The organism is Streptomyces triticisoli (genome assembly GCF_003270085.1).
Classification (GTDB): Bacteria; Actinomycetota; Actinomycetes; order Streptomycetales; family Streptomycetaceae; genus Streptomyces; species Streptomyces triticisoli.
In genome coordinates, this window is the sequence record NZ_QFDQ01000215.1 from 1 (window position 1) to 5,640 (window position 5,640).

The 5,640-nt window shown below is 73.0% G+C and carries 6 protein-coding genes and 2 pseudogenes; 7 read left to right on the forward strand and 1 reads right to left on the reverse strand.

What is annotated here, in order from left to right; genetic code table 11:
- The 6 genes and pseudogenes from DEP02_RS26320 to DEP02_RS26340 form a co-directional block, all read left to right on the forward strand.
- Positions 1-952 (forward strand): glycosyltransferase (locus tag DEP02_RS26320; protein WP_112470176.1); only part of this gene is annotated, 952 nt, incomplete at its 5' end.
- Positions 953-1,038: 86 nt separating this feature from the next.
- Positions 1,039-1,872, forward strand: a complete 834-nt coding sequence (locus tag DEP02_RS26325; protein ID WP_112470177.1) for a M55 family metallopeptidase — start codon at positions 1,039-1,041, stop codon at positions 1,870-1,872.
- Positions 1,865-3,169, forward strand: a complete 1,305-nt coding sequence (locus DEP02_RS26330) for a M20/M25/M40 family metallo-hydrolase (protein ID WP_112470178.1) — start codon at positions 1,865-1,867, stop codon at positions 3,167-3,169. Before DEP02_RS26325 ends, DEP02_RS26330 begins: the two co-directional genes overlap by 8 nt.
- Before the next feature lie 15 nt (positions 3,170-3,184).
- Positions 3,185-3,495: pseudogene (locus DEP02_RS33680) on the forward strand (hypothetical protein).
- The gene (locus tag DEP02_RS26335; RefSeq protein WP_112470179.1) at positions 3,492-4,331 is read left to right on the forward strand and encodes a S66 peptidase family protein; all 840 of its coding nucleotides are present in this window, start codon (positions 3,492-3,494) and stop codon (positions 4,329-4,331) included. Before DEP02_RS33680 ends, DEP02_RS26335 begins: the two are co-directional and overlap by 4 nt.
- Before the next feature lie 38 nt (positions 4,332-4,369).
- Positions 4,370-4,915 (forward strand): GNAT family N-acetyltransferase, encoded by a 546-nt coding sequence (locus DEP02_RS26340; RefSeq protein ID WP_112470180.1) that lies wholly within the window; start codon positions 4,370-4,372, stop codon positions 4,913-4,915.
- 63 nt (positions 4,916-4,978) lie between these two features.
- On the opposite strand, the gene DEP02_RS26345 is transcribed toward DEP02_RS26340, so the two are convergent.
- Positions 4,979-5,326 carry a VOC family protein gene (locus DEP02_RS26345; RefSeq protein WP_112470181.1) on the reverse strand — a complete coding sequence of 116 codons (348 nt, stop codon included), beginning with the start codon at positions 5,324-5,326 and terminating at the stop codon, positions 4,979-4,981.
- A 67-nt stretch (positions 5,327-5,393) separates the two neighbouring features.
- On the opposite strand from DEP02_RS26345, the pseudogene DEP02_RS26350 reads away from it, so the two are divergent.
- Positions 5,394-5,640, forward strand: a pseudogene (locus DEP02_RS26350) (hypothetical protein); the annotation flags it as partial.

Sequence of the window (5,640 nt, forward strand, 5' to 3'; positions counted from 1 at the left end):
CCTGTACGCCCGCCGCCCGCCCGGCCGCCCCAGGCCGCGCCGCCTGCTCGGCCCCGCCGACCCGGCCGTGCGCCGCCACGACACGCACATGCGGACCGCCGCGAGCCGGCTCTCGGCGCTGTTCCAGGCCGCCCGGCCCGGCGCGATGATCGTCGTCACCCAGGTGTGGGCGATGGAGTGGGTGGCCCTAGCGGACACCGCCGGACACCCCGTCATCGGCATGACCCACGAGTCCTTCGAAACGGCCCGCAAGTCGTCCCGCTTCACGCGCGTGAAGAAGTACTACAAGGACGTCGACCGGCTGCTGGCCCTCACCCAGGAGGACGCCGACCGCTGGGCGGTCGAGGGCATGAACAACGTCGGCTTCATGCCCAACCCGCTGCCCCTCGCGCCCGGCACCTCCTCCCCGCGCACCGAGAAGGTCGTCGCGAGCATCGGCCGGCTCTCCTACGAGAAGGGCGTCGACCTGCTCCTGGAGGCCTGGGCCGAGGCCGCGCCGAAGCAGCCCGGCTGGACCCTGCGCGTCTACGGCAGGGGAGAGGCCGAGGCACAGCTCAGACAGCAGTGCGCGGAACTCGGCCTGGAGGAATCCGTCGACTTCGCCGGCCGGACCGACGACGTGCCCGGAGCGCTGCGCGCCTCCTCCGTCTTCGTCCAGTCCTCCCGCGGCGAGGGCTTCCCGCTGGTCCTGCTGGAGGCCATGGCGACCGGTGTGCCCTGCGTGGCGTTCGACTGCGCACCCGGCGTCCGGGAGATCGTCACCCACGAGGAGGACGGCCTGCTCGCCCGCCCCGGCAACACCTCCGAACTCGCCCGCCACCTCGTCCGCCTGATGTCCGACGAAAACCTGCGCGACACGATGGGCGAGCAGGCCCTGCGCAGCGTGCACCGCTTCGACCCGGACGTCATCACCCGGCGCTGGGAAGCCCTCTTCGACTTCCTGGAGCGCTGAGAGCCCGAGCCGTACGGGGCCGGTGGCGCAGTCGGCTCCGTACGGACCGTAGCCGGTTGGCTTCGGGGCGCGTAACGTGGCACGGCATGAAGATCCTCATCAGCGCCGACATGGAGGGCGCCACCGGTGTCACCTGGCCCGCCGACGTGCTGCCGGGGACGCCGCAGTGGGAGCGGTGCCGGGCGATGTTCACCTCGGACGTCAACGCGGCCGTGCTGGGTTTCCTCGACGGGGGCGCCGACGAGGTGCTCGTCAACGAGGCGCACTGGACCATGCGCAACCTGCTGCTGGAGCGGCTGGACGAACGGGCGCAGATGCTCACCGGGCGGCACAAGTCGCTGTCGATGGTGGAGGGCGTGCAGCACGGCGACGTGGACGGGATCGCCTTCGTCGGCTATCACGCGGGCGCCGGCATGGAGGGCGTCCTCGCCCACACCTATCTCGCCAACCAGATCACCGGGGTGTGGCTGGACGGCGTACGGGCCAGCGAGGGGCTGCTCAACGCGCACGTGGCCGCCGAGTACGGGGTGCCGGTGGTGCTGGTCACCGGTGACGACGTGGCCTGCGAGGACGCGCTCGGCTACGCGCCCGAGGCGCCGAAGGTGGCCGTCAAGGACCACGTGTCCCGGTACGCGGCCGTGTGCCGCCCGCCCGCCCGCACCGCCACCGACATCCGGGCCGCCGCCAAGCAGGCGGCCGCCCTGGCGGTCCGTCACGAACCCCGCGACAACGGCCCGTTCACCGTCGCCGTGGAGTTCGACGCCGAGCACCTGGCCATGGCCGCCACCGTCGTGCCCGGAGTGAGCCGGACCGGGGAACGCAAGGTGGCGTACACCAGCGACACCATGTACGAGTCGATCCGCACCTTCAAGGCGGTCACCACGATCGCCTCGGCCGCGGTGGAGGAGGAGTATGGCTGACGCGCAGGCACTGGACGAGGTCGTCGACTTCACGTCCGACCTGATCCGCATCGACACCACCAACCGGGGCGGCGGCGACTGCCGGGAGCGCCCGGCCGCCGAGTACGCCGCCGAGCGGCTGGCCGCGGCGGGCCTGGAGCCCATGCTGCTGGAGCGCACCCCGGGGCGGACCAACGTCGTCGCCCGGGTCGAGGGCACCGACCCGTCGGCGGACGCGCTGCTCGTCCACGGTCACCTGGACGTGGTGCCGGCGCGGGCCGAGGACTGGAGCGTGCACCCGTTCTCCGGCGAGGTGCGCGACGGCGTCGTGTGGGGCCGGGGCGCGGTCGACATGAAGAACATGGACGCGATGATCCTCGCCGTGGTCCGCGCCTGGGCCCGGCAGGGGATCCGGCCCCGACGCGACCTGGTGATCGCCTTCACCGCCGACGAGGAGGCCAGCGCCGAGGACGGCTCCGGCTTCCTCGCCGACCGGCACGCCGAACTGTTCGAGGGCTGCACCGAAGGTGTCAGCGAATCCGGGGCGTTCACCTTCCACGACGGCGCCGGCCGGCAGATCTACCCCATCGCCGCCGGTGAGCGCGGCACGGCCTGGCTGCGGCTGTCCGCACGCGGACGGGCCGGCCACGGCTCCCGGGTCAACCGGGAGAACGCGGTGACCCGGCTCGCCGCCGCCGTCGCCCGGATCGGCGCCCACGAGTGGCCGGTACGGCTCACCCCGACCGTGCGCGCGGCCCTCACCGAACTCGCCGCCCTGTACGGCATCGAGACGGACCTGCGGGACGTCGACGCGCTGCTGGACAAGCTCGGCCCGGCGGCCCGGCTGGTCGAGGCGACCCTGCGCAACAGCGCCAACCCCACCATGTTCGAGGCGGGTTACAAGATCAACGTGATTCCGGGGGAAGCCGTCGCCCACGTCGACGGGCGGTGTCTGCCCGGCGGCGAGGAGGAGTTCCGCACCACCCTCGACGAGCTGACCGGCCCGGACGTGGACTGGGAGTTCGAGCACCGCGAGGTGGCGCTCCAGGCACCCGTCGACTCGCCCGCCTTCGCGGCGATGCGGGCCGCCGTCGAGGCGTTCGCACCCGAGGGACACGTGGTCCCGTACTGCATGGCGGGCGGCACCGACGCCAAGCAGTTCTCCCGGCTCGGCATCACCGGATACGGGTTCTCGCCGCTGAAGCTGCCCGAGGGCTTCGACTACCACCACCTGTTCCACGGAGTCGACGAGCGCGTCCCCGTGGAGGCGCTGCACTTCGGCGTCCGCGTCCTCGACCGCTTCCTGCGGACGGTCTGACCAGTGGGGGAGAACATGCAGAGCCTGCCGTACGGTTCCTGGCCCTCGCCCGTCGACGCGGCCCTCGCCGCCACGCACGACGGCAGACCGGAGTACGCGGGCTTCGTCGGCGACGAGGTGTGGTGGACCGCACCGCGGCCCGCCGAGGGCGGCCGGCGGGCCGGGGGGCCGCACGCGTACCTCGCGTTCGAGGGCTCGAGGGTGAGGGGCACGCGTTCCGCCGGGCCGACACCATGGTGCGGGCCCTGGAGGCGGAGCTGTGGCTGTACGCTCAGGTGTTCGGCCTGGACCCGGCAGGCATCCCGACCCTGGAGCTCGGCACGTGAAGGAACTCCGCCGTCCCGCGCGGCTCGCCCCCGGTGCCCGCGTGGCCGTCGTCGCGCCCAGCGGGCCCGTGCCCGAGGAGCGGCTGCAGGCCGGGCTGGACCTGCTGCGCGGCTGGGACCTGGACCCGGTGGTCGCGCCGCACGTACTGGACCGGCACGGCACGTTCGACTACCTGGCGGGCGTGGACGCCGACCGCGCGGCCGATCTGCAGGCCGCCTGGTGCGACCCCACGGTGGACGCCGTGCTGTGCGCCCGGGGCGGATACGGCGCGCAGCGCATGGTCGACCTGCTCGACTGGGAGGCCATGCGGGCGGCCGGGCCGAAGGTGTTCGTCGGCTTCAGCGACATCACCGCGCTGCACGAGGCCTTCGCCACCCGCCTGGGCCTGGTCACGCTGCACGGACCGATGGCCGCCGGTATCGACTTCGTCAAGAACGCCCGCGCCCAGGACCACCTCAGGGCCACCCTCTTCGCCCCCGAGACGGTCCGCACGGTCGCCTCCGGCGGCACGGCCCTCGTCCCCGGACGGGCCCGGGGCGTCACACTCGGCGGCTGCCTGGCCCTGCTCGCCGCCGACCTCGGAACCCCGCACGCACGGCCCTCAGCCGCCGGCGGCCTGCTGTGCCTGGAGGACGTGGGCGAGGAGACGTACCGCCTGGACCGCTACCTCACCCAACTCCTGCGCGCCGGCCGGCTCGACGGGATCCGCGGGGTACTCCTCGGCTCCTGGGAGTTCGGCCACTGCGTGGGGGCGTTGACGATCCCCTTCGGTGTCATGGCCGAACTCGACGCCGACGCAGGCACGTTGACACTCGACGAGCCCGCACTGCGCTGACCGGACGCCGAGCTGTGACGCGCGCGTAGGGTGACAGGATGCCGCACACCGCTTCCCGCCACCTCGCCGAGGGGCCCCGCGTGGGCATCCGCCCCTTCACCCACGAGGACGGCGCGGAGTTCACCGCCCGGGCCCGGGAGAGCAGGGACCTGCACCACCCGTGGCTCTTCCCGCCGGGCACGGCCGAGGCGTACACCGCCTACGCGCGGGGGCTGATCGAGGACCCGGCGAAGGCGGGCTTCCTGGTCTGCGAGAAGGACGGCGGCGGCATCGCCGGGTTCATCAACATCAACAACATCGTGCACGGCGCCTTCCGGTCCGGCGCACTCGGCTACGGGGCCTTCGCGCACGCCGCCGGGCGCGGCCTGATGCGCGAGGGACTGGACCTCGTGATCGGGTACGCCTTCGGTCCGATGCGGCTGCACCGGCTGGAGATCAACGTCCAGCCCCGCAACACCGCCTCGATCGCCCTCGCCCGCGCCTGCGGCTTCCGGCTGGAGGGCTTCTCGCCGGACATGCTCTTCGTCGACGGGGCCTGGCGGGACCACGAACGCTGGGCGCTCACCGCCGAGATGCGTGCCTGACACCGGCCTCCCCGGCCGGCTCCTGGCTCCTTGTGCGTCCGTCGTCCGCTTGAGCGGCGCAGCTCAGCCGCGGCGGTCCGCGTACTCGTACACCGTCCCGTCCGGGTGCATCGCGATCAGATTGCGCCCCACCGGGGTGGGGATCGGACCGGCGACGATGCGCGCGCCGAGCTCGGTCAGCACCCGGTGGGCCTCGTCGACGTCCGACACGGCGATGGTCGCCGCCACTTTGCGCAGCAGCTCCAGCTGGGACTCGGGGCCGCTCATCAACAGGAAGCAGCCGACCGCCGCCACGTGGACACCGCCGCGTTCGAAGCGGAGGGCCCTGCCACCCGCGAGACGTTCGTAGAACGGGACCGCGGTGTCCAGGTCGTCGACGCAGACGCGCAGGCTGGTTCCCAGAATCTCCATGCGGACGAGGGTAGTTGGCCGCGGGACGGTGGCGTTACCCGGTCGCTCGCGCGGGTACCCGCAGTGCATGAAGCGCTTGGATCACCTGGAGCACCTGGACAAGCAACTGGTCGACGAGCTGGCGCAGGTGGCGCGCGAAACGGTGCGTGACGAGCTGCGCGAGCAGACCCGCAGGCAGCGCCGCACGGCCATGCTGTACGCCGCGTCCGGCGCCGTCGCCCTGTACGCGGGCGCGGCCTTGTCGGCCTGGGCCTGCGAGGTGTCGCCACTGCCGCCGGCCGCGTCGCTGCTGCCGGAACAGGCTGTGAGCACCA